Raw genomic sequence first — 23,587 nt, 5'->3', positions numbered from 1 at the left:
ATGAGCCGTGCCGTTGTTATCCTGCGCAGCTCCGGCCAGCGGCTGGAGTGCGCAGAGCATCACCCTAACCTGCTGACGACGCTGGAAGCGCACAATCTGTGCGTGGAGTTTCAGTGCCGCGAAGGCTACTGCGGTTCATGCCGCACGCGGCTGCTGAAGGGCGAAGTGCACTATGCCGAAACGCCGCTGGCGTTCGTGCAGCAGGGCGAGATTTTGCCCTGCTGCTGTCTGGCAAAGGGCGAGATTGAAATCGAGCTGTAGCTGGCTTCTTTGCTCTCACAGACCACGCAATAGTCAAAACGCGGAAGGCAGGAAGCGAAGAGCAAAGCGTCCCGCGCCAGGGACAAAAACGCCGGGAGCGTTTTTGAACAACGCAGCGCGTTGGCCCGGTAACGGGCGCACCTCAGGGATGAGGTGCGTATCGGCGCGGGCCGAGCTGGCATGGATGCCGCTTTTTGCGTCTTTGCGATCGCTTCCTGCCTTCCGCGTGGGCTCACGAAGCGACAGACGCCTCCGCTACCCTGTTTTACAGCTTCACCGACTCCAGCACGTCAATCCAGCCGTGGCCGGTGCTGACTTCGCTGCCGTGCAGCCAGCGACGCAGCATATTCATCGCCATCATCGCCACCACCTTCTGCCGCGTCTCCAGATTATGGCGACCGTGGGTAAACTTCACCCGCTGACCCCAGCTCGCTTCCGGCGTATGCAGCGCCAGCGAAACTTCGCCCTCTTCCAGCGATCCGGTCGACAGCGCCAGCACCGTGCCCTGCTGCGCCGCCAGCGCGCGCGTGCGCTGCACCTGCTCCTCCAGCCCTTCCTGATGCGCCGGGAGGATCTCCGCCGCGCTCATCGGCACCTCCGCCGCCGCCAGCTGCCAGTGCAGCAAACCGGCGGTGTACTGCTCGCTCAGCGCCAGACGGAAGCCGCGCTGATCCAGCTCGCGCGCCAGCAGCGCCGGCAGCCCTTCGGTGCCTTCGAAAATGGTGCACTCCGCCAGCAGCAGACGCACCTGCTGCCACACCTGCTCCATCGCCACGCGCTGGCTGGCTGGGCCGGTCAGCTTAATTTCGATAATCGGCATCGACGAGCGATAGCCCATCACCACGCCTTCCGGCAGTGCCAGCGGCTCCAGCTCGGCGGCGATATCGCTCTCGCCGCGACCAAAGGTGGTCAGGCGCAAGCAGAGCGGCGGCTCCGGCAGCTCGAACTGCTGCTTCAGGCGCGGCAGGATCTGCTGCTCTACCATCACCTTAAATTCCGACGGCACGCCAGGCGTGAAAAAGATCCAGCAGCGATTCAGCCGCAGCGCAAAGCCGCAGGCGGTGCCAACCGGGTTGTCGAGCATCTCGGCATTGGCGGGGATCTCCGCCTGCTTGCGGTTGCTGGCCGCCATCACGCGCCCGCGACTGGCGAACCACGCCTCGATGTTATCCAGCCACGCCTGATGCAGCTCCAGCTCGACGCCGCTCGCCTGCGCCGCCGCCAGCGCGCTGAGATCGTCGCTGGTCGGGCCAAGCCCGCCGTTGACAATCAGCACATCAGCCACCTGACTGCGCGCCTGTAGCGTCTCCACCAGCGACGACAGCGAATCACCCACCGTGCTGCGGCTGCTCATCGGCAGACCATGTTGAAACAGCACATCCGCCAGCCAGGCGGCATTGGTATCGACGATTTGGCCGTGCAGCACCTCATCTCCTGTAGACAACATCTCGACTCTTATCACGTGTTCATCTCCTTTTGTCCGTCGATCTACTGTAGGAAGCGCGCTGCGTAAACTCAACACAATCCTGCGCTTTTCGCATTAAGGGAGAGAGGGCCTTACGGGAGTGGGAAAAAAGAGGGAAAAAACAAACGGCGGGAGAGCCCCGCCGTTTTCAGCGACGCGCCTTAGCGGCGCGCCAGCAACAGACCGAGCACCAGACCGGCGGCAGCGCCGATACCGATACCCTGCCAGGGTTTCTCATGCACGTAATCGTCGGCGCGATAGGCGACGTTTTTTGCGCGGTAGTAGTAGCTGTCAGAGGCCTGGCTAACGCGGGATTTCACGTCTTCCAGCGCCTGCTCCGCTTTGGTTTTCAGCTCGATGTACTTCTGATCGGTCGGATCGCCCGATGACTTCAACACCTCTTCCAGGGTCTCCGTCAGCAGCGCCAAATCATCATCCAGATTGGTGTCGAAAGCTTCTGTCTCTTTAACCATCATTTCCTCCGTGTCATTTACAAAGCAGTCTCTTAACTATAGCGGCTAAATCGCCGTTTGCAGGTCGGTTCCACCAGGATTGTGCTGAGTTTCCCCCTGACGCGACCCGATGCGAAAGTCGCGAGGCGTCTTGATTAATCTGATAAATTTAAGGCGGACTGAATTTTTCACTTACCGGACTGTCGTACCCTGCTGTTATCTGCGCTTTTGGATCGCCTGTGCGCAGAGCAGGACAGTCACAACACACTCGAACGCTAAGGAATAATTTCTGGCATGAATCGAAGAATGTTTATGAAAGCGTCAATGGCCTTTTCCGCCGTCAGCGGCATGACAGGCCTGTCCACGCTGTTTGCGCAATCCGCCTGGGCAGAAGATGGCATTGCAGACGGTGCCGCCGTGCGCTTCGATTTCGAGGTGCTGAAAAAGAAAGCCGCCGCGCTGGCGAAACAGCCGTGGGGCGGCGCGCCGGGCGCGCTGCCAGAGACGCTGGCAACGCTGACGCCGCAGGCGTACAACGAAATTCAGTACGACGCCGGTCACTCGCTGTGGAACAACATCCCGGATCGCCAGCTTGACGTGCAGTTCTTCCACGTCGGCATGGGCTTTAAGCGCCGCATCCGCATGTTCTCCGTCGACGCCGACAGCCGCGAGGCGCGTGAGATCCACTTCCGTCCGGAGCTGTTCAACTATAACAACGCGAAGGTCGATACCCAGCAGCTGGTGGGCAAAACCGATCTCGGCTTCGCCGGCTTTCGCGCCTTTAAAAAACCGGAGCTGGCGCGCCGCGATATCGTCTCCTTTCTCGGCGCCAGCTACTTCCGCGCCGTGGATGACACCTATCAGTACGGTCTCTCCGCACGCGGCGTGGCGGTCAACACCTTCAGCAACGGCAGCGAAGAGTTTCCTGACTTCACCGCCTTCTGGTTTGAAACGCCGAAAGCGGACGACACCACCTTTATCGCCTACGCCCTGCTGGATGGCGCCAGCATCACCGGCGCCTACAAGTTCACCATTCACTGCGAGGCGAACCGCGTGGTGATGGAGGTGGAGAACCATCTCTATGCGCGCAAAGCGATTCGCCAGCTCGGCATCGCGCCAATGACCAGCATGTTCAGCTGCGGCACCAACGAGCGCCGCATGTGCAACACCTATCATCCGCAGATCCACGACTCCGATCGGCTGGCGATGTGGAGCGGCAGCGGCGAGTGGATCGCGCGCCCGCTCAACAACCCGCAGAAGCTGCAGTTCAACGCCTATCAGGATGAGAACCCACGCGGCTTCGGTCTGCTGCAGCTTAACCATGATTTCAAAGATTATCAGGACGTGATCGGCTGGTATGACAAACGTCCCAGCCTGTGGGTCGAGCCAGTGGGCAAATGGGGCAAAGGCGCCATTAACCTGATGGAGATCCCGACCACCGGCGAGACGCTGGATAATATCGTCTGCTTCTGGCAGCCGGCCGAGCCGATCAAGGCGGGCAGCGAGTTCAGCTTCGCCTATAAGCTCTACTGGAGCGGTCTGCCGCCGGTGCGCAGCGGTCTGGCGCGCGTTGACGCCACCCGCACCGGTATTGGCGGTTTCCCGGAGGGCTGGGCGCCGGGCGAGCATTTCCCGGATACATGGTGCCGTCGTTTCGCCATCGATTTCGTCGGCGGCGATCTGAAAGCGGCCGCGCCGAAGGGCATCGAACCGGTGATCACCCTCTCCTCCGGCACCTTTAAGCAGGTGGAAATCCTCTACGTCGAGCCGATGAACGGCTATCGCATCCTGTTCGACTGGTATCCAGACAGCGACGCCACCACGCCGGTGGAGATGCGTCTGTTCCTGCGCACCAAAGATGAAACCCTGAGCGAAACCTGGCTCTATCAGTATTTCCCGCCGCCGGCGGATCAGCGTAAATATGTTGATGACCGGCAGATGACGCCGGGCTAAAAGAGAAAGAAAAGCGGCGAGCCTTTTAGCTCGCCGTTTTTATTTGCGCATCTCAATATGCGGAATATTGTCTTCCAGATAGATCTCGCCGACTGCCTGAAAACCGAGGCGGCCATAAAAATCCTGCAGGTGCGCCTGCGCCGACAGATAAACCCCGCGCCCCGGCCAGTGCTGCTCGCAGCTGCGCAGCGCCTGCTCCATTAGCCGGTTGCCGAGATTCAAACCGCGCGCGCTGGCAGAGACGATAACACGCCCGATCGCCACCGGCGCGGTTGCGTCCGCTGGCGTCAGAATACGCGCGTAGGCCACCAGCTCGTCGCCGCGCATCCCCAGAATATGGCGGTTATCCGCCACCAGATCCTGACCGTCCACGTCCAGATAGGGACAGTTCTGCTCAACGATAAACACGTCGCAGCGCAGCGCCAGCAGCGCATAGAGCTGCGGCGCGCTCAGTTCGCTGTGGTGCCGGTCCTGCCAGCTGATATCCATAGGCTCTCCTGAAGGCAAAAAAAATCAGGCCCGTGGGCCTGATTTCACAAGGGTCAATCGAGTTTACATCAGCGGCTGCGCCATCTGCACCAGCGTAATCAGCGGCTGCGGATAGACGCCGAGCAGCAGCACCAGAATCGCGGAGATCAGCACCACCACGCCGCCGGCGGTAAACGCCCAGTTAGCCGGCGTGTCGCGCGTATGCAGCTCCGGCGGGCTGAGGTAGAGGCTCACGGTCACGCGCAGATAGTAGTAAAGACCGATGGCACTGCCGACAACCACGGCGGCCGTCAGCCACCACAGCTGCGCGTTAACGCCCGACGCGATGACATAGAACTTGCCGATAAAACCAAGCGTCATCGGGATGCCGGCCAGCGACAGCATCATCACCGTCATCACCGCCGACAGCACCGGACGGTGCCAGAACAGGCCGCGATAGGAGTAAAGCGAATCGGCGTCCGGGCCGCGGTACGGGCTGGACATCAGGCTGACCACGCCAAACGCGCCGAGGCTGCTGAACAGGTAGCCCGCCAGGTAAACGCCTGCGGTCTCCAGCGACAGCTCATGGGTTTTCACCGCAATTAGCGCCACCAGCAGATAACCGAGATGGGCAATCGAGGAGTAGCCCAGCAGACGCTTGATGTTGCTCTGCGAAATTGCCATCAGGTTGCCGAACAGGATCGACACAAAGGCGATCAGCCCCAGCACGGTGCGCACCGCCTCGCTGTCGGTCAGCGGCGCGTACATAAACAGACGCATGATCACGCCGAAAATGGCGATCTTGCTGGCGGTGGCGAGGAAGGTCGACACCGGCGCAGGCGCGCCCTGATAGACGTCCGGCGTCCAGAGATGGAATGGCACCAGCGACAGCTTAAAGCCAAGACCGATAATCATCATGCCCAGACCCACCAGCAAAAGCGGCTGCTGGATCATGGTGTCGTTCAGGCTCTCGCCCAGCTTCACAAAGCTCAGGCTGCCGGAGTCGGCATAGATCAGCGCGATGCCGAACAGCAGGAACGACGAGGCGGCCGCCGACAGAATGGTATATTTCAGCGCCGCTTCCAGCGAGCGTTTCTGGCGGAAGGCGTAGCCGATCATGCCGAACAGCGGCAGCGACAGCAGCTCAACGCCGATAAACAGCGACGCCAGATGATTGGCGCTTGCCAGCACGATGCCGCCCAGCGTGGCGATCAGCACCAGCAGGTAGAACTCATCCTTGTTGTCCGGGAAACCAGCCAGCCAGGGATAGGCAAAGGTACAGGTCGCCAGACTCGCGAGGATCACCAGCGCGGTATAGAACACCGCGTAAGGGTCGACCCGCAGCAGCGGCGTCACGTCCATTGCGCCCGCCTGCGCCACAAACCAGAGCGAAACCAGCGCCAGGTTCAAACCGATGACCGTCAGCGTGGCGTTAACAAAGTGGTTGCGTCGCCAGGCAATGGACAGCATCACAACCACCACCGTCAATCCGACGATCAACAGCGGCAGCAACGCGATCAATTGTTGAAAAGTTATTGTCATGGCGAATTACGGCCTTGTAGTTGAAATTGAAGCGGTAAACCACTGCTGAATATTGCTCATCGCGGCATGGGAGGTATCCAGAATCGGCTGCGGGTAAACCCCCAGCAGCACCAGCAGGACCACCAGCACCATGATCATCGTGAACTCACGCGGCGACATGCCCGGCAGCGGATCTTTCGATTTCGCTTCGCCGTAATAGGCGCGCTGCATCATAATCAGCGAGTAAACCGAGGCGAACACCAGCCCAAAGGTGGCGATGACGATAATCACCGGCACCACCTGGAAACTGCCCGTCAGGATCATAAACTCGCCCGCGAAGTTGCCGGTGCCCGGCATCCCGAGGTTGGCCACCGCGAAAAAGAGCGACAGGCCAGGGATCCACTTAATGCGCGACCAGAGGCCGCCCATCTGACGCATATCACGCGTGTGCAGACGCTCATAGAGCTGGCCGCACAGAATAAACAGCGCCGCGGCGGAGAGGCCGTGGGCGATCATCTGCACCACCGCGCCCTGGAACGCGAGCTGGCTGCCGGTGTAGATGGCAATCAGCACGAAGCCCATGTGCGAAATCGAGGTGTAGGCGATCAGGCGCTTGATGTCGGTCTGCGAGAAGGCCATCCACGCGCCGTAGAAGATACCGATAATGCCCAGCCACATGGCGATCGGCGCAAACTCTGCCGAGGCGTTGGGAAACAGCGGCAGGCTGAAGCGCAGCAGGCCGTAGGCCGCGGTTTTCAGCAGGATGCCCGCCAGATCCACCGAGCCGGCGGTTGGGGCCTGGCTGTGCGCGTCAGGCAGCCAGCCGTGCAGCGGCACCACCGGCATTTTGACCGCGAAGGCGATAAAGAAGCCGAGCATCAGCAGATATTCCACCGTATGCGACATCGGCGTTTTCAGCAGCTGTTCGTAGTTGAACGTCCAGACGCCGGTAGCGTTGTAGTGCACAAACACCAGCGCCAGAATCGCAATCAGCATCACCAGCCCCGAGGACTGGGTATAGATGAAGAACTTGGTGGCGGCGGTGATACGAGTTTTACCGTCAGACGCCTTATGACCCCAGAGCGCGATGAGGAAGTACATCGGCACCAGCATCATTTCCCAGAAGAAGAAGAACAGGAACATGTCGATGGCGAGGAAGACGCCGATCACGCCGCCAAGGATCCACATCAGGTTAAGGTGGAAAAAGCCCTGATACTTCTCGATCTCGTTCCAGGAGCAGAGCACTGCCATCAGGCCAAGCAGGCCGGTCAGCACCACCATCAGCAGCGACAGGCCGTCCAGCGCCAGATGGAAACTGATGCCGAAGCGCGGGATCCAGGCCGCAGAGAACTCCGACTGCCACTGCGGCATACCCGCCGCCTGCGTCAGTGTATAGCCGCCCTGCAGCCAGAGCTGCAGCGAAAGCGCCAGCGTCAGGCCCATGGTGATCAGGGCTATCCAGCGCGGCGTTTTCGCGCCGAGACGCTCAGCCAGCCAGCAAAGTAAGCCGCCGACGAATGGAATGATTATTAGCCAAGGTAATAGCACTGGGTTTTCCCTTTTTTCTGCCTTTGTTCAGGCTATCTTGCGTGCCGCCTTGCAGCGGACTGCGCCGATAACACCCTCATATCAGGCAATTTTTAACATTCTTGACCAGGGGCGACTGCCGAGCCGCCCCGCTCATCAACCTTAAACCACCAGCATCAGCGCCAGCACTACCACGGCGCCAATGCTCATCGAGGCGACATACCAGCGCAGATAGCCGTTTTCGCTGACCACCAGGCCTTTATTGGCGATACGCGACACCAGTGCAGGCAGGTTCATCACGCCATTCAGCGGGTCGCGCTGCAGTAGCCAGGCGATGCCGAGATAGGGTTTGACGAATACCTTGTCGTACAGCCAGTCGAAGCCCCAGGCGGCGAACCACCAGGTGCCGAAGAAACGGCCCGGCGCGCTGTTGGCGACGCGGCTGACCAGCTGACGTTTGCCCAGCCAGAGTGCGGCGGCGATCAGGATGCCGACCACGGCGACCACGCCAGAGGCGATCTCCAGTCCGACCTTGCCCGCTTCGCCCGTTTCGCTGTGCGGCAGCACGCCCGCCAGCGGCGGCGTAATCAGCGCGCCGACGAAGGTCGACAGCACCAGCAGCACAATCAGCGGCAGATGATGAGTAATGCCTTTGCCCGCGTGGGCGTGGATCTTCTCTTCGCCGTGGAACACGATGAAGATCATGCGGAAGGTATAGATGGATGTCAGGAAGGCGCCCACCAGACCCGCCGCCATCAGATTGATGTGGCCGTTCGCCAGCGCGCCGAACAGGATCTCATCTTTACTGTAGAAGCCCGCGGTAATCAGCGGCAGCGCAGCCAGCGCGGCGCCGCCCACCAGGAAGCAGGCGTAGACCAGCGGAATGCTTTTCCGCAGGCCGCCCATCTTGAAGATGTTCTGCTCATGGTGGCAGGCGAGGATCACCGAACCCGACGAGAGGAACAGTAGCGCTTTAAAGAAGGCGTGGGTCATCAGGTGAAAAATCGCCGCGTCCCACGCCTGCACGCCGAGCGCCAGGAACATGTAGCCGATCTGGCTCATGGTCGAATAGGCCAGCACGCGCTTGATATCGGTCTGCACCAGCGCGGCGAAGCCCGCCAGCACCAGGGTAATCGCGCCGACGATGCCCACCAGATGCAGCACGTCCGGGGTCAGCAGGAACAGGCCGTGGCTGCGGGCGATCAGGTAGACGCCCGCCGTCACCATGGTTGCCGCGTGGATCAGCGCCGACACCGGGGTCGGGCCCGCCATCGCGTCCGCCAGCCAGGTCTGCAGCGGCAGCTGCGCCGATTTACCGACCGCGCCGCCCAGCAGCATCAGCGTCGCCCACTGCAGCATATGGTTGTCCGCCGCAAAGTGCTGCGGCGCCAGTTCCATCATCTCGCGGAAGTTAAGCGTGCCCAGCTCGTTGTAGAGGATAAACAGCGCAAAGGCGAGGAAGACGTCGCCGACGCGGGTGATGATAAAGGCCTTCATCGCCGCTTTGCCGTTTTCCGGATTGCTGTAGTAGAAGCCGATCAGCAGATAGGAGCAGAGCCCTACCCCTTCCCAGCCGAGATACATCAGCATCAGGTTGTCGGCCAGCACCAGCACCACCATGCTCGCGATGAACAGGTTGGTGTAGGCGAAGAAGCGCGAGTAGCCCTCTTCGCCGCGCATATACCAGGAGGCGAACATATGGATCAGGAAGCCGACGCCGGTCACCACCGACAGCATGGTCAGCGACAGGCCGTCCAGCGTCAGGTTGACTTTGATGTCGAAGTTGCCGACCTGCATCCAGGTCCAGAGCGCCTGGGTAAAGGGCTGCTGGCCGTTGGCGAAAAAGTCGATGCCGACATAGAGCGTCACCAGCGCCGCCAGGCCCACCGAGCCCATGCCGATCGCGGCCGACAGGTTCTCCGACCAGCGACCACGGGAAAACGCCAACAGCAGAAAGCCGATTAGCGGAAACAGGATTGTTAAGTAGAGAAGATTCATCCGCGCATCTCGCTCACAGTATCAATGTTCAGCGTCTGACGACGACGATAGAGCTGGAGCAGCAGCGCCAGGCCGATGCTGGCTTCCGCCGCCGCCAGGCTGATCGCCAGGATATACATCACCTGTCCGTCCGCCTGGCCCCAGTAGCTGCCCGCGACGACCAGCGCCAGCGCGGCCGCGTTAATCATAATTTCCAGGCCGATCAGCATAAACAGCAGGTTGCGCCGCAGCACCAGTGATGTCAGTCCAAGGACAAACAGCACGGCGGCCAGAATTAAGCCGTGTTGTAACGGGATCATGCGTGCTCCTCCTTATTGGCGTCACGATTGCTCAGCACTTCGCCCTGACGCTCTTCGCGTCCGACGTGGAACGCCACCACCAGGCCCGCCAGCAGCAGCATCGAGGCGAGTTCCACCGCCAGCACGTACGGCCCGAACAGGCTGATGCCGACCGCTTTGGCGTCGATCACCGTGCCGTCGATGCCCTGATCGTTAGCGGTCATAATGGCGTAGACCATCACCACCAGCAGCAGCAGCGACACGATGCCCGGCCCAATCCACAGCGACGGCTGCAGCCAGTCGCGCTCCTGCTTCACGGTGGCGTTGCCCAGGTTAAGCATCATCACCACGAAGACGAACAGCACCATAATGGCGCCGGCGTAGACGATGATCTCCAGCGCGCCGGCGAAGTAGGCGCCGAGCGAGAAAAAGACGCCCGCGACAGAGAGCAGCGACACGATCAGATACAGCAGCGCATGCACCGGATTGGTGTGGGTGATCACGCGCAGCGTCGTCAGCACCGCCACCAGTCCGCAAAGATAAAACGCAATTTCCATGCCGGGCTCCTTAAGGCAACAAGCCTTTGACGTCGATAGGTTTGGCTTCGTTTTCCGCGTCGCCCTTCTCTTTCCCTTCGATCGCCATGCCTGCCATGCGGTAGAAGTTGTACTCGGGGTATTTGCCCGGGCCGGAGATCAGCAGATCCTCTTTCTCATACACCAGATCCTGGCGCTTAAATTCGCCCAGTTCGAAATCGGGCGTTAGCTGGATCGCCGTGGTCGGACACGCCTCTTCGCACATCCCGCAGAAAATGCAGCGTGAGAAGTTGATGCGGAAGAACTCCGGATACCAGCGGCCATCTTTGGTTTCCGCTTTCTGCAGCGAGATACAGCTGACCGGGCAGGCGACCGCGCAGAGGTTACAGGCGACGCAGCGCTCTTCGCCGTCCGGATCGCGCGTCAGCACGATACGGCCGCGATAGCGCGGCGGCAGATAGACCGGCTCTTCCGGATACATCTGGGTTTCGCGCTTGGCGAAGGCGTGCATGCCGATCATCCAGATACTGCGCACTGTCGTGCCGAAGCCAACGACAATATCTTTTAAAGTCATCTCAAAAACCCCTTACTGCGCGTTGTACAGAATCACTGCGGCGGTCGCCAGCAGGTTCAACAGCGTCAACGGCAGACAGACCTTCCAGCCGAACGACAGCACCTGGTCATAGCGTGGACGCGGGAGCGCAGCACGAATCAGGATAAACATCACCATAAAGAACGCCGTTTTCAGGGCGAACCAGATGAACGGCGGCAGGAACGGCCCCTGCCAGCCGCCGAAGAACAGCGTCACGATCAGCGCCGAAACGGTGGTGATCGCCACATATTCGCCGACGAAGAACAGGCCGAACTTCATGCCGGCGTATTCGATGTGGTAGCCGTCCGCCAGCTCCTGCTCCGCTTCCGGCTGGTCGAAGGGATGACGGTGACACACCGCCACGCCTGCGATGCAGAAGGTGAGGAAGCCGAAGAACTGCGGGATGATGTTCCACAGATGCGCCTGGCTCTCGACGATAGCGGTCATGTTAAATGACCCCGCCTGCGCCACCACGCCCATCAGCGACAGACCGAGAAACACCTCGTAGCTCAGCGTCTGCGCAGAGGCGCGCATCGCGCCCAGCAGCGAGTATTTGTTGTTGCTCGACCAGCCGGCGAACAGCACCGCATAGACCGCCAGGCCCGCCATCATCAGGAAGAACAGCAGCCCGATATTCAGGTCGGTCACCATCCAGCTCGGTGACACCGGCACGATGGCGAACGCCAGCAGCAGAGAGACGAACGCGATCACCGGCGCCAGAGTAAAGATAAAGCGGTCGGTAAAGGGCGGCACCCAGTCCTCTTTAAAGAACATTTTGATCATATCTGCCGCCAGCTGCAGCGAACCGCCCCAGCCCACGCGGTTCGGGCCGTAGCGGTTCTGCCACAGGCCGAGCAGGCGACGTTCGGCGAAGCTCATAAAGGCGCCGCACGCCACCACCACCAGCAGAATGACGATCGCCTTCACCACGGTCAGAATGATGTCGATAACGTCCGGTGTTAACCAGCTCATTGCGCCGCCTCCTGCAGTTTGTCAATGTGCGCGCCCGCCAGGAACGGCGGCACGCCCGGCATGCCCAGCGGCAGGCCGATCTGTCCCGGCTGCAGCGCGCTGGAGAAGCGCACTGGCAGACGCAGGGTCTCGCCTGAACAGCTGAACTCCACCGCCGCGCCTTCGTTGACGCCCAGCTTCGCCGCGTCCTGCTGGCTGATCACCAGCATCGGCTGCGGCATGCGCTTCTGGAACACCGGCGAACGCTGAGTCATCTCTTCACTGCCGAACAGCTGGTAGTAAGGCGCGACGCGCCACTGCTCGCCGCCGACAAAGGCGGTCGGCACCTGGGTAAACCACGGCAGCGAGGCGTCGCCCGCGTCAAACAGACGCACGCCCGGATCGCCGTTGCGCAGCTTGCCGCCCACTTCAGCCTGGAATTTGTTCCACGCCTGCGGTGAGTTCCAGCCCGGCGCCCAGGCGAACGGGATCTGCGAACGCGGCGCGCTCGGCTGGTTGTTGCCTTCCATCGAGAAGGCAAACATGGTGTCTTTATCCTGCGGCTGACGCGGCTCGTGCACGCTGATATTGGCGCGCGCGGCGGTACGGCCGCTGGAGCGGATGGGCGAACGCGCCAGTTTCTGGCCACGAATGCGGAAGCTGGCGTCCGGTGCCGCCTCTTTGATGCCACTCAGCTGCGGCAGCTTCGCCACCACGGCGTCGATAACGTGATCGAGCTGCGTCCAGTCGATATGACGGCTTTCCAGCGCGCTGTGCAGCGAGTGCAGCCAGCGCCAGCTCTCCAGCATCACGATGCTGTGGTCGTAGTAGGCGGGATCGTAAACCTGGAAGAAGCGCTGCGCGCGGCCTTCGTGGTTTATCGAGGTGCCGTCGCTTTCGGCGAAGCTGGCAGTGGAGAGCACCAGGCCCGCTTTCTCCAGCGTGGCGGTGCGCTGATGATCGACCACAATCACGTTGGCGGCGTTCGCCAGCGCGGCGTCGACCTGCGCTTTCGGCGCGTGGCGATAGAGATCGTTCTCCAGCACCACCACCGTGTCCGCCTCGCCGTTGCGCAGCTGCTCCAGCGCGCTGTCGAGCGTGTTGCCGCCCATCAGCCCCAGACCCATGCTGTTCGCCGCGCCGGCCAGCAGCGTAATGCCGACGTCGGCGCCGCGCGCCTTCAGCGCTTTGGCGACGTTGGCCGCTGCTTCAATCATCGCCGTGCTGCCCGAATGGGTGCCGGAGATAATCAGCGGTTTTTTCGCGCCGGCCAGCGCCTGCACCACCACGTCCAGCTTGCCGTTCAGGCTGCGGTCGAAGTCGCTGACCGCAGGCGCAGATTCATCCAGCGCGCTGGCGATAGCGAAGCCGAGACGCGCCTGGTCTTCTACCGGCGCGCGATAGCTCCACGCGGCGATATCATCGAGACGGGTTTCGTCGACGTTGGTCACGAACAGCGGATGTTTGGCGTGCTGACCGATATTCATAATTGCGGCGATCTGCCAGTCGGCGACTTTCTGCGCCGCAGCCATGTCGCGCGCCTTGCCTTTGACCGCCTGACGCACAGAGAGCGCCACGCGTGCGCCGACCTGGGTCAGATCCTCGCCCAGCACCAGCACCGCGTCGTAGCTTTCCATTTCGCGCAGCGACGGCGTGTAGATACCGCTTTCGCGCAGCACTTTAAGCATCAGCTCCAGACGCGCCTGCTCGCCCGCTGGCATGCCGGTGGAGAAATTGTCTGCGCCGACCAGCTCGCGCAGGGCGAAGTTGCTCTCGACGCTGGCGCGCGGCGAGCCGATGCCGATGACGCGCTTCGCCTGGCGCAGCGTGTCGGCGGCGGCGTTGACCGCCTGCTCCGCATTAAGCTGCACCCAGTCGTTGCCGCGCAGCTGCATCGGATGACGCGGGCGATCGGCACGGTTGACGTAGCCGTAGCCGAAACGGCCGCGATCGCACAGGAAGTAGTGGTTCACCGTGCCGTTGTAGCGGTTTTCGATGCGGCGTAGCTCGCCGTAGCGCTCGCCAGGGCTGGTGTTGCAGCCGACGCTGCACTGCTGGCAGATGCTCGGCGCGAACTGCATGTCCCATTTACGGTTGTAACGCTCGGAGTGGGTTTTATCGGTGAAGACGCCGGTCGGGCAGATCTCCACCAGGTTGCCGGAGAATTCGCTCTCCAGCGTGCCCTCTTCCGGACGGCCGAAGTAGACGTTGTCGTGGGCACCGTAGACGCCCAGATCTTTGCCGTCGGCGTAATCTTTGTAGTAGCGCACGCAGCGATAGCAGGCGATGCAGCGGTTCATCTCATGGGAGATAAACGGGCCGAGATCCTGATTCTGGTGGGTACGCTTGGTAAAGCGATAGCGGCGGAAGCTGTGGCCGGTCATCACCGTCATATCCTGCAGGTGACAGTTGCCGCCCTCTTCGCACACCGGGCAGTCGTGCGGGTGGTTGGTCATTAGCCACTCCACCACGCTTTCGCGAAATTCTTTCGCTTCGCCGTCGTCGATAGAGATAAAGGTGCCGTCGGAGGCCGGCGTCATGCAGGACATGACGAGACGGCCGCGGGTATCTTCGGCATTCTGGAATTGCTTCACCGCGCACTGGCGGCAAGCCCCAACGCTTCCCAGCGCCGGATGCCAGCAAAAATAAGGAATATCAAGGCCCAGAGAGAGACACGCCTGCAGCAGGTTGTCCGCTCCGTTCACATCATATTCTTTACCGTCTACATGGATTGTAGCCATAGTGAACATGCTTCCGTAAGGCTCGTCGAGGACGAGCGTTAATCATATTCTTGCCCCGAGGATCCGGGGCAGCGGCGCAGGGCCGTTTCCGTATGCTGCGGCGAATTACCAGCGCGCTTTCAGCAGGTTGGGCTGAATACCGCTGATTGCTCGGGTATTGCCGAAGACCTGCGGCGCCATGCCGGCTTCAAACTCTTCACGGAAATATTTAATCGCGCTCTGCAGCGGCTCGACCGCGCCAGGCGCATGGGCGCAGAAGGTCTTACCCGGACCGAGCTGGCGGCAAAGCTGCAGCAGGGTTTCGATATCGCCCGGCTGCCCTTTGCCCTGCTCCAGCGCGCGCAGGATCTTGACGCTCCACGGCAGGCCGTCACGGCATGGCGTACACCAGCCGCAGGATTCGCGCGCGAAGAACTCTTCCAGGTTGCGCACCAGCGACACCATGTTGATCTCATGGTCGACCGCCATCGCCAGCGCGGTGCCGAGACGGCTGCCCGCCTTGCCGATGCTGGCGAACTCCATCGGCAGATCGAGGTGCTGTTCGGTAAGGAAGTCGGTGCCCGCGCCGCCCGGCTGCCAGGCTTTAAAGCGCAGACCGTCGCGCATGCCGCCGGCGTAATCTTCCAGAATCTCGCGCGCGGTAATGCCGAACGGCAGCTCCCACACGCCGGGATTTTTCACGCGGCCGGAGAAGCCCATCATCTTGGTGCCGGCGTCTTCGCTTTTCGACAGGCCTTTGTACCACTCGACGCCGTTGGCGAGGATCGCCGGGACGTTAGAGAGCGTTTCCACGTTATTGACGCAGGTTGGCTTGCCCCATGCGCCGGCGCTCGCCGGGAAAGGCGGCTTAGAGCGCGGGTTGGCGCGACGCCCTTCCAGCGAGTTAATCAGCGCCGTCTCTTCGCCGCAGATATAGCGGCCCGCGCCGGTGTGCACGATCAGCTCGAAGTCGAAGCCGGTGCCGAGAATATTTTTGCCGAGGAAGCCCGCTTCAGTCGCTTCCGCGATGGCGCGACGCAGGTTCACCGCCGCTTCGATATACTCGCCGCGCAGGAAGATGTAGCCGCGATAGGCCTTCAGGGCGAAGGCGCTGATCAGCATACCTTCCACCAGCTGATGCGGCATCTGCTCCATCAGCTGGCGGTCTTTATAGGTGCCCGGCTCCATCTCATCGGCGTTGCACAGCAGGTAGCGGATGTTCATGGATTCGTCTTTCGGCATCAGGCTCCACTTCAGACCGGTGGAGAAGCCCGCGCCGCCGCGCCCTTTCAGGCCGGAATCTTTTACCGCCGCGACGATTTCGTCCGGCGCCATGCCGTTGAGCGCCTTTTCCGCGCCGGCATAGCCGTTTTTACTGCGGTACTCTTCGAACCACACCGGCTGCTGGTCGTCGCGCATGCGCCAGGTCAGCGGATGCGTTTCCGCAGTACGAATGATCTGCTTGATGGTCATTGATACTGCTCCAGTAGCGAGGCGATGCCTTCCGGCGTCAGATGAACGTGGGTATCTTCATCCACCATCATGGTCGGCCCTTTGTCGCAGTTGCCCAGACAGCAGGTCGGCAGCAGCGTAAAGCGGCCGTCCGCCGTGGTCTGGCCCGGTTTGATGTTCAGGTTCTGCTCCAGCGCCGCCTGGATGCCCTGATAGCCGGTGATGTGGCACACCACGCTGTCGCAGTAGCGAATGACGTGACGGCCGACCGGCTGACGGAAAATCTGGCTGTAGAACGTGGCGACGCCTTCGACGTCGCTGGCCGGAATGCCCAGCACCTCTGCAATGGCGTTGATGGCGCCGTCCGGCACCCAGCCGCGCTGCTTCTGCACGATCTTCAGCGCTTCAATCGACGCCGCGCGCGCATCTTCATAGTGGTGTTTTTCGTGCTCGATGGCGTGATGCTCTTCCGCGCTCAGCACGAAGACCTCAGTTGGGTCGATCGTATGAATGGCAATTTTTTGATCGTGCATAATTAGCGGTCCACGTCTGACATAACAAAATCGATACTACCGAGGTAAACGATCAGGTCGGATACCAGGCTGCCGCGGATCACCGACGGGATCTGCTGCAGGTGCGGGAAGCTCGGCGTGCGCACGCGGGTGCGGTAGCTCATGGTGCTGCCGTCGCTGGTCAGGTAGTAGCTGTTGATCCCTTTGGTCGCTTCAATCATCTGGAAGGATTCGTTGGCCGGCATCACCGGGCCCCAGGAAACCTGCAGGAAGTGGGTGATCAGCGTTTCGATATGCTGCAGCGTCCGCTCTTTCGGCGGCGGCGTGGTCAGCGGATGATCGGCTTTAAACGGCCCTTCCGGCATATTGTTCAGGCACTGCTCAAGAATACGCAGCGACTGCCACATCTCTTCCATCTTCAGCTGAACGCGGGTGTAGGCGTCGCTGATGCCGGCGCCGACCGGGATCTCGAAGTCGAAGTTTTCATAGCCTGAGTAGGGACGCCATTTGCGCACGTCGAAGTCCAGGCCGGTGGCGCGCAGCGCAGCGCCGGTGGTGCCCCAGGCCAGCGCTTCGTCCATGTTGTAGGCGGCGACGCCTTTGGAACGGCCAACCAGCACGCTGTTGCGCAGCGCGGCTTTGTCATACTCTTTCAGACGCTTCGGCATCCAGTCGAGGAAGTCGCGCAGCAGGCGCTCCCAGCCCTTCGGCAGATCGTGCGCCACGCCGCCGATGCGGAACCAGGCCGGGTGCATGCGGAAGCCGGTGATGGCTTCAACCACGTCATAGATCTTCTGGCGATCGGTAAAGGCGAAGAACACCGGCGTCATCGCGCCGACGTCCTGAATAAAGGTCGAGATATAGAGCAGATGGCTGTTGATGCGGAACAGCTCGGAGAGCATCACGCGGATCACGTTGACGCGGTCCGGCACCACGATGCCGGCCAGCTTTTCCACCGCCAGCACGTAAGGCATTTCGTTGACGCAGCCGCCAAGATACTCCACGCGGTCGGTATAGGGAATGTAGCTGTGCCATGACTGGCGCTCGCCCATCTTTTCCGCGCCGCGATGGTGGTAGCCGATATCCGGCACGCAGTCGACGATCTCTTCGCCGTCCAGCTGCAGGATAATGCGGAACGCACCGTGCGCCGACGGGTGGTTCGGCCCCAGGTTGAGGAACATAAAGTCCTCGCTGGTGGTGCTGCGCTTCATGCCCCAGTCTTCCGGCTTGAAGGTCAGCGCCTCCATCTCCAGATCTTCTTTCTGTTTGGTCAGCGTAAAGGGATCGAACTCGGTGGCGCGCGCCGGGTAGTCTTTACGCAGCGGATGCCCTTCCCAGGTCTGCGGCATCATGATGCGCGTCAGGTGCGGGTGACCGTCGAACGTGACGCCGAACATCTCCCAGGTTTCGCGCTCGTACCAGTTGGCGTTGGGGAAGATTTTGGTCAGCGTCGGCAGATGCATGTCGTTCTCAAACAGCGCCACCTTGAGCATGATGTCGCGGTTACGTTCGATCGACAGGAAATGGTAGAACACCGAGAAATCCGCGGCGGGCAAACCGGCGCGGTGGGTGCGCAAACGCTCGTCCATGCCATGCAGGTCATAGAGCATGATGTACGGCTTCGGCAGCTTGCGCAGGAAGGTCACGATGTCCAGCAGCTGTTCGCGCTTGACCCATACCACGGGAATACCAGTGCGGGTCGGCTGAACGGTAAAGGCATCCGGCCCAAAACGGTTACGCAGCTCGCCGATCACCGGGTCATCCAGGTGATCCCGGGTTTGCCATGCAGGCTGAGCGAGATCGTGCGTGGTTAAATCTGTCATACGTTACTCACCATTCCGGCCTGTCGCCAGGCACTCAAAAGAAGGCGTCAGGATGGGGCCGCGCATTAAATTGTGATGTTTTGCTGCGGGCCTGGAATCCATCCATGTACGGTGTTCTTACACTTCGTCAGGGGTGCGAAGATTGGTGACGGCGATGCGCTCGCCGCGTTTTCTTTCGCGTTCCGACTGCATATTGGCGCGATAAACGCCCTGATCGCCCACCACCCACGACAGCGGGCGGCGCTCTTTGCCAATTGACTCGCGCAGCAGCAGCAGCGCCTGCATATAGGCTTCCGGGCGCGGCGGGCAGCCGGGAATATAGACATCGACCGGCAGGAACTTGTCGACGCCCTGCACCACGGAATAGATGTCGTACATGCCGCCGGAGTTGGCGCAGGCGCCCATGGAGATCACCCACTTCGGCTCCAGCATCTGGTCATACAGACGCTGGATCACCGGCGCCATTTTGGTAAAGGGCGTACCGGCGATCACCATAAAGTCCGCCTGACGCGGCGAGGCGCGCATGACTTCCGCACCGAAACGCGCCACGTCATGCACAGCGGTGAAAGAGGTGGTCATCTCTACGTAGCAGCAGGACAGACCGAAGTTATAGGGCCACAGAGAGTTCTTGCGGCCCCAGTTCACCATGTCGTGCAGCGCATGCTCGAGCTTGCCCATGTAGACGCTGCGATGAACGTGCTGCTCAAGGGGATCGGCAACGATCTCCTGTTTTTGCAGCGGGTAACGGTCGTTATCGCCGCCGTTCGGGTCTATGCGGGTGAGCGTATAGTCCATCAGATTGCCTCGCTTTTACTGCTTATGAGGGTTGGTGTGACCGATCGGGTTGGATTTGACCACCACGCGGCGGCGTGCAGGCGCCCAGTCCAGCGCGCCGATACGCACCAGATAGACCAGCCCCGCCAGGAGCACCAAAATGAAAATTGCGGCTTCCACAAAGCCGACCCAGCCGCTTTCGCGGATAGAGGTCGCCCATGCGTATAAAAAGAGCGCTTCTACGTCGAAGATGACGAAGAACATCGCGACGAGGTAGAACTTCGCCGACAGGCGGATATGGGTGTCGCCGACGGATTCGATGCCGGATTCGAATGGGGTCTCTTTATGACGCGCGCGAGCGCGGCCGCCTAAGAGCCATCCTCCGGTGAGCATAAAGGCGCAAAGGCCGAAAGCGATGATGACAAATATGATAAACGCCCAGTGATGAGCGACGACTTCGGTGGCTGTTGACATACTCTTTGCTTACTCATCAAAAGTGGCGATGGCATCCTGCGCGGGTCACTTGCAGCAAACGCACCACATCGATTCAAGGGAAGGACAAAAAAACCTGATAAATTATGCTGTCTTTATCAATTAGGCAGCAATTTTATGGGGTTTTTTACTCCTTTCTATAACCTTTTGTCAACTTTGACAAAAGTATCCAAACATTATTTTACACGCGCATCAAAATTTTAACATATGATGCGCGCGATACCAGCTAAATCGCTTCAGTCTGTAAGGTCTTTTAGAGTGTAGCGGGATTTCAAATGCATGGATCGTGCATTTATCCAACGTATTCTGGCAGGCTTTGCGGGGTTTTCCTTCCCCTTCACAGGGGTATTTTTTTGATCTGGAACACAAAACCGGCCTTTTTGTCCTTTTTTTCGGCAAATGTTACACCATTTCGGAACAGTGCTTTCATTCAGGAAGATCAAAAATTTCATTTACAGAAGAAATTGAAACAGCGTTTTATCAGGCAGGATGGCAGGCAGAAAAAGCAGAGAAAAAAGGCGGGCAGCGGCTGTTTAGCCGCATAAAAAAAGCCCTTCGATGCAAATGCATAACAAAGGGCTTTTTTATTACAGTTTTAACAATCAGAGAACGGGTCGAAAAAGCGCCCTTATTGTTAACCCTGGTTTACTCTTCATCATCCAGCAGCAGCGTCCCATCCGGATTGGCACTCAGATTGTAGGGATCGTTGGTGGACTGCATGGCGTTGAAGATCGCCAGCGCCAGCTCGTTGTCGCTGTCAGGATTGCGGCACAGCAGATACTGCGTGTCCGGCAGCACCGGCAACCCTTCCGCCGCGCCCATGACGCGCAGTTCGGGGCTCATCATCTCTACCGGACGCGCGGTCACGCCCAGCCCCGCTTTCACCGCGGCGCGAACTGCCGCCAGCGTTGAGGCGACGTAGGAGATACGCCACGGGATGCCCGCTTCGTTGAGGTGATCGATCGCCATATCGCGGTACGGGCTCGGTTCATCCAGCAGCACCAACGGAATCGCTTCCCCGCGCTGAAAAATATAATCCGCCGCGCAGTACCACAGGGTCGGCGAGGTACGCAGCACCTGATGGGTAAAGCTGCCTGGGCTGGAGGTGGTGACGACCAGATCGACTTCGCCCTGGTTGAGCATCTCCATCATAAAGGGGTTACGCTTGACGCGGACGTCGATCGCCAGCTTCGGGTAAACCGAAGTAACGCGGTTAAGCAGGAACGGCAGAATGGTGTCGGAGGTGTCATCCGAGGCGCCGATGGTCAGCACGCCCTGGATATTGCTGTACATCAGCGATGTGCAGGCCTCGTCGTTGAAACGCAGGATTTTCCTGGCGTAACCTAGCAGCTGGATGCCGTGCTCAGTTAATAATTTATTACGTCCATGTCTGGCAAACAGCTCTTTACCTACCAATTGCTCCAGACGCTGCATCTGCTGGCTGACGGCAGACTGGGTACGGCACACGGCGGCAGCGGCGGCCGCAAAAGTGTTCAGGTCCGCAACAGCAACAAACGTTCTCAGCAGATCGAGGTCGAGATTCAGTATCGGACGATTTGCATTAGTCATGTTTTCTTCACTTATAAGATTTTTAAAAAACTACTACCCTGGTGTTATTACGCGACTTATCAAAGTGATAAGCGGTAATGATGCTCATTGCCGGTCCTGTGTGAGACCGCCAAAGAAATTCGTGTCAGACAGAGACCGACATACGTGCATCCCGGCACAGCGGGAAGGCAGCGTTGAGTAGACAGAAACAACTTCTGGGCCGACAGCGCGGGAGCGCAAATGCAGGAAGCTGCGTTGTTGTCTAGCGTTCCGTCCTATGCAGACGGAAAAAGCCAGCTAGCGAATTATGGATTGCGTAGCGGCTAAATGCGATAAATAATAAATTATACTTAATCATTTTTAACTTCAAAATGGAAATGATTTTGTGAAAACCATCGTAATTTTTGACCAGATCGCATTTCATGGTCATCATGGCACATCCCGGCATAATTTTTAACCGCCCGCTTTCTGAAAGTCGAGATATAGTGCGAAGATACGCCTGAAATACCTTTTATCTGGTCAGAAGTGGCCCTTCTGCGCAGGGAACTTTTCTGGCTTGCCGCAGCGCCGCGCGCCCCCCGGCTGGCCTTGCTGCTTACGGCTTGGCTTATCCGCTGGTCAACCAGCGCGCTTTTTTGCCTATTCATGTAAAATAGCTTAACTATTTCACTATTCATCTACCCTTCATTTCCCCGCTATCCCGAATAAAAATTTGTTGATTGCGGCGCGGGCAAACGGACAGCGCGCTTTACAGCGGAAACGGCCCATTGTAGCGAAAAATATCGCTCATTCATTACAAGTCAGTTTTTGTAACCAGCTAATGACAAAGAAATTATGCTTTGCGCTATGCATCCGGCAAAAAGATAACAAACACGCCAAAACCTGCCGCTGCCCTTCTTTTGTCACGATGAGGAGAGTACATTGTGCTGGTTTGATTTCTGCGGCAGTAAAAGGATTCTGCCCATTAAGGCGGTTAAAAATGACTTTTCAAATTGATAAATCCGGCAAGCTGGAAAACGTCTGTTACGACATTCGCGGGCCGGTACTTAAAGAGGCTAAACGTCTCGAAGAAGAAGGCAACAAAGTTCTCAAGCTCAATATCGGCAACCCAGCGCCGTTCGGTTTCGAGGCGCCAGATGAGATCCTGGTGGATGTGATCCGCAATCTGCCTGGCGCGCAGGGCTACTGCGACTCAAAAGGGCTCTACTCCGCGCGTAAAGCGATTATGCAGCACTATCAGGCGCGGGAGATGCGCGACGTCACGGTTGAAGATATCTATATCGGCAACGGCGTCTCCGAGCTGATCGTGCAGGCGATGCAGGCGCTGCTGAACAGCGGCGACGAGATGCTGGTGCCGGCGCCGGACTATCCGCTGTGGACGGCGGCGGTGTCGCTCTCCAGCGGCAAAGCGGTGCACTATCTGTGCGACGAATCCGCCGGCTGGTTCCCGGATCTCGACGACATCCGCAGCAAAATCACGCCGCGCACGCGCGGCATCGTGATTATTAACCCTAACAACCCGACCGGCGCGGTCTACAGCAAAGAGCTGCTGCTGGAGATCGTTGAGATCGCGCGCCAGCATAACCTGATCATCTTCGCCGACGAGATCTACGACAAGATCCTCTACGACGAGGCGCAGCACCATTCGATCGCCGCGCTGGCGCCCGATCTGCTGACCGTGACCTTTAACGGCCTCTCCAAAACCTACCGCGTGGCGGGTTTTCGTCAGGGCTGGATGGTGCTCAACGGGCCGAAAAAGCACGCAAAAGGCTATATCGAAGGGCTGGAGATGCTCGCCTCAATGCGTCTGTGCGCCAACGTGCCGGCGCAGCATGCGATTCAGACCGCGCTGGGCGGCTATCAGAGCATCAGCGAATTTATCGCGCCGGGCGGCCGCCTCTATGAACAGCGTCAGCGCGCCTGGGAGCTGATCAATGACATTCCCGGCGTCAGCTGCGTGAAGCCGAACGGCGCGCTCTATATGTTCCCGCGTATTGATGCGAAGAAGTTCAATATTCACGACGACCAGAAAATGGTGCTGGACTTCCTGCTGCAGCAAAAAGTGCTGCTGGTTCAGGGCACCGCCTTTAACTGGCCGTGGCCGGATCATGTGCGCATCGTTACCCTGCCGCGCGTCGACGATCTGGAGATGGCGATCGGCAAGTTTGACCGGTTCCTGCAAGGCTATCGCCAGTAAAACCGGCCGCGTATACTAGCAGCATTTGGGGAAGCGCGACGCTTCCCCCGTTGCTGACAGGATAACG

The 23,587-nt window shown here is 59.7% G+C and carries 22 protein-coding genes; 4 read left to right on the top strand and 18 right to left on the bottom strand.

The genetic code is table 11. The annotated features are described in order from the left end of the window. Positions 1–261, top strand: coding sequence for a class I ribonucleotide reductase maintenance protein YfaE (gene yfaE, locus B2J69_RS14705; RefSeq protein WP_081140402.1), 261 nt, complete (start codon positions 1–3; stop codon positions 259–261). A 265-nt stretch (positions 262–526) separates the two neighbouring features. Here yfaE and B2J69_RS14700 read toward each other — a convergent pair whose 3' ends face one another. Next, on the bottom strand, positions 527–1,723 hold the full coding sequence (locus tag B2J69_RS14700; protein ID WP_081140401.1) for a nicotinamide mononucleotide deamidase-related protein YfaY: 1,197 nt from the start codon (positions 1,721–1,723) through the stop codon (positions 527–529). Positions 1,724–1,887: 164 nt separating this feature from the next. Continuing rightward, positions 1,888–2,199, bottom strand: coding sequence for a stress response protein ElaB (gene elaB / locus B2J69_RS14695; protein ID WP_033750444.1), 312 nt, complete (start codon positions 2,197–2,199; stop codon positions 1,888–1,890). A 273-nt stretch (positions 2,200–2,472) separates the two neighbouring features. Here elaB and B2J69_RS14690 point away from each other — a divergent pair, with 273 nt between their 5' ends. Beyond that, positions 2,473–4,131 carry a glucan biosynthesis protein D gene (locus tag B2J69_RS14690; protein WP_081140400.1) on the top strand — a complete coding sequence of 553 codons (1,659 nt, stop codon included), beginning with the start codon at positions 2,473–2,475 and terminating at the stop codon, positions 4,129–4,131. A 39-nt stretch (positions 4,132–4,170) separates the two neighbouring features. Here the strand turns inward: B2J69_RS14690 and B2J69_RS14685 are convergent, their stop codons facing one another. The 14 genes from B2J69_RS14685 to B2J69_RS14620 all read right to left on the bottom strand — a co-directional run bounded on the left by B2J69_RS14685 (position 4,171) and on the right by B2J69_RS14620 (position 19,757). Continuing rightward, positions 4,171–4,620: a GNAT family N-acetyltransferase gene (locus tag B2J69_RS14685; RefSeq protein WP_081140399.1), complete on the bottom strand. Its 450-nt coding sequence runs from the start codon at positions 4,618–4,620 to the stop codon at positions 4,171–4,173. Between the two features lie 63 nt (positions 4,621–4,683). Next, entirely contained in the window at positions 4,684–6,141 is a 1,458-nt protein-coding gene (gene nuoN, locus B2J69_RS14680) for an NADH-quinone oxidoreductase subunit NuoN (protein WP_081140398.1), read from the bottom strand. A gap of 6 nt (positions 6,142–6,147) precedes the next feature. After that, the gene (gene nuoM, locus B2J69_RS14675; RefSeq protein WP_081140397.1) at positions 6,148–7,668 is read right to left on the bottom strand and encodes an NADH-quinone oxidoreductase subunit M; all 1,521 of its coding nucleotides are present in this window, start codon (positions 7,666–7,668) and stop codon (positions 6,148–6,150) included. Positions 7,669–7,809: 141 nt separating this feature from the next. Beyond that, on the bottom strand, positions 7,810–9,645 hold the full coding sequence (gene nuoL / locus B2J69_RS14670) for an NADH-quinone oxidoreductase subunit L (RefSeq protein ID WP_081140396.1): 1,836 nt from the start codon (positions 9,643–9,645) through the stop codon (positions 7,810–7,812). Beyond that, positions 9,642–9,944: an NADH-quinone oxidoreductase subunit NuoK gene (gene nuoK / locus B2J69_RS14665; RefSeq protein ID WP_013509877.1), complete on the bottom strand. Its 303-nt coding sequence runs from the start codon at positions 9,942–9,944 to the stop codon at positions 9,642–9,644. The genes nuoL and nuoK overlap by 4 nt, the downstream gene beginning before the upstream one ends. Continuing rightward, positions 9,941–10,480 carry an NADH-quinone oxidoreductase subunit J gene (nuoJ, locus tag B2J69_RS14660; protein ID WP_081140395.1) on the bottom strand — a complete coding sequence of 180 codons (540 nt, stop codon included), beginning with the start codon at positions 10,478–10,480 and terminating at the stop codon, positions 9,941–9,943. Before nuoJ ends, nuoK begins: the two co-directional genes overlap by 4 nt. A gap of 10 nt (positions 10,481–10,490) precedes the next feature. Next, positions 10,491–11,033: an NADH-quinone oxidoreductase subunit NuoI gene (gene nuoI / locus B2J69_RS14655; RefSeq protein ID WP_033750468.1), complete on the bottom strand. Its 543-nt coding sequence runs from the start codon at positions 11,031–11,033 to the stop codon at positions 10,491–10,493. A 12-nt stretch (positions 11,034–11,045) separates the two neighbouring features. Continuing rightward, positions 11,046–12,023 (bottom strand): NADH-quinone oxidoreductase subunit NuoH, encoded by a 978-nt coding sequence (gene nuoH, locus B2J69_RS14650; protein ID WP_033750471.1) that lies wholly within the window; start codon positions 12,021–12,023, stop codon positions 11,046–11,048. Next, positions 12,020–14,743 carry an NADH-quinone oxidoreductase subunit NuoG gene (gene nuoG, locus B2J69_RS14645; RefSeq protein ID WP_081140394.1) on the bottom strand — a complete coding sequence of 908 codons (2,724 nt, stop codon included), beginning with the start codon at positions 14,741–14,743 and terminating at the stop codon, positions 12,020–12,022. The genes nuoH and nuoG overlap by 4 nt, the downstream gene beginning before the upstream one ends. A gap of 105 nt (positions 14,744–14,848) precedes the next feature. Then, positions 14,849–16,189, bottom strand: a complete 1,341-nt coding sequence (nuoF, locus tag B2J69_RS14640; protein WP_174580914.1) for an NADH-quinone oxidoreductase subunit NuoF — start codon at positions 16,187–16,189, stop codon at positions 14,849–14,851. Positions 16,190–16,191: 2 nt separating this feature from the next. Beyond that, positions 16,192–16,707 (bottom strand): NADH-quinone oxidoreductase subunit NuoE, encoded by a 516-nt coding sequence (gene nuoE, locus B2J69_RS14635; protein WP_081140392.1) that lies wholly within the window; start codon positions 16,705–16,707, stop codon positions 16,192–16,194. 2 nt (positions 16,708–16,709) lie between these two features. Then, positions 16,710–18,509 carry an NADH-quinone oxidoreductase subunit C/D gene (gene nuoC, locus B2J69_RS14630; RefSeq protein WP_081140390.1) on the bottom strand — a complete coding sequence of 600 codons (1,800 nt, stop codon included), beginning with the start codon at positions 18,507–18,509 and terminating at the stop codon, positions 16,710–16,712. 117 nt (positions 18,510–18,626) lie between these two features. Then, the gene (locus B2J69_RS14625; RefSeq protein WP_081140389.1) at positions 18,627–19,304 is read right to left on the bottom strand and encodes a NuoB/complex I 20 kDa subunit family protein; all 678 of its coding nucleotides are present in this window, start codon (positions 19,302–19,304) and stop codon (positions 18,627–18,629) included. Positions 19,305–19,319: 15 nt separating this feature from the next. Beyond that, the gene (locus B2J69_RS14620) at positions 19,320–19,757 is read right to left on the bottom strand and encodes an NADH-quinone oxidoreductase subunit A (RefSeq protein WP_081140387.1); all 438 of its coding nucleotides are present in this window, start codon (positions 19,755–19,757) and stop codon (positions 19,320–19,322) included. Positions 19,758–20,061: 304 nt separating this feature from the next. Here B2J69_RS14620 and B2J69_RS23905 point away from each other — a divergent pair, with 304 nt between their 5' ends. Then, positions 20,062–20,475, top strand: a complete 414-nt coding sequence (locus tag B2J69_RS23905) for a hypothetical protein (protein ID WP_143806307.1) — start codon at positions 20,062–20,064, stop codon at positions 20,473–20,475. Here the strand turns inward: B2J69_RS23905 and lrhA are convergent. Both lrhA and B2J69_RS23900 read right to left on the bottom strand, forming a co-directional pair. Further along, positions 20,421–21,344, bottom strand: a complete 924-nt coding sequence (gene lrhA / locus B2J69_RS14615) for a transcriptional regulator LrhA (protein WP_033791641.1) — start codon at positions 21,342–21,344, stop codon at positions 20,421–20,423. The genes B2J69_RS23905 and lrhA overlap by 55 nt on opposite strands. Positions 21,345–21,673: 329 nt before the next feature. Continuing rightward, complete coding sequence (locus B2J69_RS23900; protein ID WP_143806305.1) at positions 21,674–22,000, bottom strand: hypothetical protein; 327 nt, start codon at positions 21,998–22,000, stop codon at positions 21,674–21,676. A gap of 302 nt (positions 22,001–22,302) precedes the next feature. Between B2J69_RS23900 and B2J69_RS14610 the strand changes: the two genes are divergently transcribed. Continuing rightward, positions 22,303–23,520, top strand: coding sequence for a pyridoxal phosphate-dependent aminotransferase (locus tag B2J69_RS14610; RefSeq protein ID WP_081140385.1), 1,218 nt, complete (start codon positions 22,303–22,305; stop codon positions 23,518–23,520). Positions 23,521–23,587: the final 67 nt, after the last annotated feature.

Origin of the sequence: Pantoea latae (assembly GCF_002077695.1) — a bacterium.
In the GTDB taxonomy this organism is placed as follows: Bacteria; Pseudomonadota; Gammaproteobacteria; order Enterobacterales; family Enterobacteriaceae; genus Pantoea; species Pantoea latae.
This window is presented reverse-complemented; position numbering and strand designations above follow the sequence as displayed.

Excerpts from the sequence above, each read along its gene's own strand:
- yfaE (WP_081140402.1), top strand. The coding sequence starts at position 1 with ATGAGCCGTGCCGTTGTTATCCTGCGCAGCTCCGGCCAGCGGCTGGAG.
- elaB (WP_033750444.1), bottom strand. The coding sequence starts at position 2,199 with ATGGTTAAAGAGACAGAAGCTTTCGACACCAATCTGGATGATGATTTG.
- B2J69_RS14690 (WP_081140400.1), top strand. The coding sequence starts at position 2,473 with ATGAATCGAAGAATGTTTATGAAAGCGTCAATGGCCTTTTCCGCCGTC.
- B2J69_RS14685 (WP_081140399.1), bottom strand. The coding sequence starts at position 4,620 with ATGGATATCAGCTGGCAGGACCGGCACCACAGCGAACTGAGCGCGCCG.
- nuoN (WP_081140398.1), bottom strand. The coding sequence starts at position 6,141 with ATGACAATAACTTTTCAACAATTGATCGCGTTGCTGCCGCTGTTGATC.
- nuoL (WP_081140396.1), bottom strand. The coding sequence starts at position 9,645 with ATGAATCTTCTCTACTTAACAATCCTGTTTCCGCTAATCGGCTTTCTG.
- nuoK (WP_013509877.1), bottom strand. The coding sequence starts at position 9,944 with ATGATCCCGTTACAACACGGCTTAATTCTGGCCGCCGTGCTGTTTGTC.
- nuoJ (WP_081140395.1), bottom strand. The coding sequence starts at position 10,480 with ATGGAAATTGCGTTTTATCTTTGCGGACTGGTGGCGGTGCTGACGACG.
- nuoI (WP_033750468.1), bottom strand. The coding sequence starts at position 11,033 with ATGACTTTAAAAGATATTGTCGTTGGCTTCGGCACGACAGTGCGCAGT.
- nuoH (WP_033750471.1), bottom strand. The coding sequence starts at position 12,023 with ATGAGCTGGTTAACACCGGACGTTATCGACATCATTCTGACCGTGGTG.
- nuoG (WP_081140394.1), bottom strand. The coding sequence starts at position 14,743 with ATGGCTACAATCCATGTAGACGGTAAAGAATATGATGTGAACGGAGCG.
- nuoE (WP_081140392.1), bottom strand. The coding sequence starts at position 16,707 with ATGCACGATCAAAAAATTGCCATTCATACGATCGACCCAACTGAGGTC.
- nuoC (WP_081140390.1), bottom strand. The coding sequence starts at position 18,509 with ATGACAGATTTAACCACGCACGATCTCGCTCAGCCTGCATGGCAAACC.
- B2J69_RS14625 (WP_081140389.1), bottom strand. The coding sequence starts at position 19,304 with ATGGACTATACGCTCACCCGCATAGACCCGAACGGCGGCGATAACGAC.
- B2J69_RS14620 (WP_081140387.1), bottom strand. The coding sequence starts at position 19,757 with ATGTCAACAGCCACCGAAGTCGTCGCTCATCACTGGGCGTTTATCATA.
- lrhA (WP_033791641.1), bottom strand. The coding sequence starts at position 21,344 with ATGACTAATGCAAATCGTCCGATACTGAATCTCGACCTCGATCTGCTG.
- B2J69_RS23900 (WP_143806305.1), bottom strand. The coding sequence starts at position 22,000 with ATGAATAGTGAAATAGTTAAGCTATTTTACATGAATAGGCAAAAAAGC.
- B2J69_RS14610 (WP_081140385.1), top strand. The coding sequence starts at position 22,303 with ATGACTTTTCAAATTGATAAATCCGGCAAGCTGGAAAACGTCTGTTAC.